This is a genomic window from Bartonella sp. AD328YNZD (genome assembly GCF_042196425.1).
The window spans coordinates 1-2234 of sequence record NZ_JBHIQG010000372.1; the positions used below are offsets into that span (position 1 = coordinate 1).

The 2234-nt window shown below is 34.0% G+C and carries 2 pseudogenes; one reads left to right on the top strand and one right to left on the bottom strand.

The features are described 5' to 3' along the window. Nucleotides 1-312, top strand: a pseudogene (locus tag ACFIO3_RS11890) (nicotinate phosphoribosyltransferase); the annotation flags it as partial. An 824-nt stretch (nucleotides 313-1136) separates the two neighbouring features. On the opposite strand, the pseudogene ACFIO3_RS11895 reads toward ACFIO3_RS11890, so the two are convergent. Continuing rightward, a pseudogene (locus ACFIO3_RS11895) lies at nucleotides 1137-1304 on the bottom strand (integrase); the annotation flags it as partial. Nucleotides 1305-2234 lie beyond the last annotated feature (930 nt).

The window sequence follows — 2234 nt, forward strand, 5'->3', positions numbered from 1 at the left end:
GGAAAAGATCCACGCGAAAAACTTTTAATTTTTTCTGATGCTCTTGATGTCAATACAATCGAAAAAACCTATCATCATTTTCATGGAAGAGTGCGCATGAGTTTTGGATGGGGAACTGATCTTACCAACGACTTTACGGGCTGTGCACCTCAAGAAATTGCAACACTTGATGCTCTTTCCCTTGTTTGTAAGGTGACTCATGCAAGTGGTCGGCCAGCTGTAAAACTTTCAGATAATGCTGAAAAAACTATCGGTAATCCAGAAGAAGTACAACGTTATCTCAATTTTTTTGGTAATGAAACGCGTTTCTAGATTTATAACGACCTAATCTCCAGCTCTTTAAAACGGATATATTAACTCATCATATTATTGATAAGGTTGATCTTTCTAAGGATGAAGGTTCTTAACCTTTGCTGGTCTGTAAAAAGTTCGGCTTCTTGTTGAGCTGATTCCGCTTGACTTCTCATGCATGCGCTTCACTTACATCAGGTCCGACGAGTAAGAATTAAAAATATTCACTACGCATAAAAAAATACTTAACATACCAAGGAGACTTACATGCCTTATATTATTGTCATAAATAACATTGTTTTACGGCATAATGGGATATTATTGTTTTGCATGTTGAATGAGCGCGCGCGAACATCGTAAGATTCTCTCATTTCAAACCTGCTTATCTTGAATCAATCAAAACTATTTGCTTGCACATTACAAGCGGGGCTGGCGTGTGGATAAAATTTATATAAGAAAGGACTAAAAATGGCTCTTATGAACCGTCTTAATGCAAGATCTGTCACAACATTGGGAGTTGGCAAATATAATGATGGGGCTGGCTTGTTACTCCATAAGCGGAACTCTTTGTGTATAAAAACTATAAAATAGCTTTTATGAATGTTCTTAAGTGTTAAGAGCTATTGCAACATTAGAAATTGATAAGAAAACATTGGAGAATAACAAATAGCATGGTGACTATTGGTTTGCATTTTGCAAGGCAAGGATGATAGTGCTCAATGGATTTTATACGCTTTACAGGAAAAATTACTTTATCCGTGTATGGGCCTACCATCATAATGAGTAAAGCATTGAGAAATATTTCGTTAAAATAAGTATGTAAATAACACGATTTGGAGAACCTTTTGTTTTAAAGAAACATCTCTTAAGATACCTAAGCCCGTTTTACGGCGCCGACCATGAATGGTATAATGATAAAGCCATTGAGTATTCCCATCTTTACGTTTGTGAAGCAACAGGCCGGCCCTATCATTATATTTGCCAACTCCCAATGTTGCGACAGACTTTAGCACGTGAAACAGCTCATTAGGTAGGGGGTATTTCTTTTTATACAGTTTTACCCACACGCCATCCCCGTTTGTGACGTGTAAGCAAGTGATTCTGATTGATTCAACAGGGAATAGATTTGCAATGAGAGAATTCTACGATATTCGGGGTTCTAATTCAATATGAATAACGCAAGATTATCTATATAAATCAACGCATTAGTTTTAATGGCATGGACTCATTAAAAAAACAGAGAGTGCAATAATATTTTTATTTTGAATAAGCTTTATGCAAAGTCAAAAAATTTATTCATTCGCATATTATTAAAAGGATGTGCATATGCATAAAACCATTTAAAAAGAACTCTGTTGTTTTTATAAATTATCTTTAAGCTAAAAACAGATGCAACATTAAGATTGATATAATAGACCGACTTCTTTTAACTGTATAAATATAAAAATAGATGGTGTTGAGTAAGCTTTGTATTCTATCAAGTCCTCATCAAGAGATATCAAAACAAATAAGATGTCTTGTTAGAAAGAAATGACTATAACATCTAATGGCTTCTCAATATAGATGTATATATAGAGATCCATACGAGCATTTCTCACAAAGTAATGCTTCTCTTCATGAATGTGATCCATCATGTCTTACAAAGAAACTTTTTATGGACACTTCGTGTTTGACATAGTTTTTTCTAATAAAAATTATTTGACAAACGTATCATTGATGTAGTTTGACACTAGGTTTTGTACTAAGTGGGAAAAGGTGGGATTAGGTAGGAATACGTGATAATTCGTTGTTTTTATGTATAAAATTTAGCATTAAAAGTGCGTTTTGTCAAAATAGATTTTGACACCTAAAATTGTAAAAAAGAGCGAAAATCAGAAAAAAGTGCGTTTTCATAGTAAAAATGAGAGAAGGCTTTGAAAGGTCTTTGAAAACCCTGTGAAAAA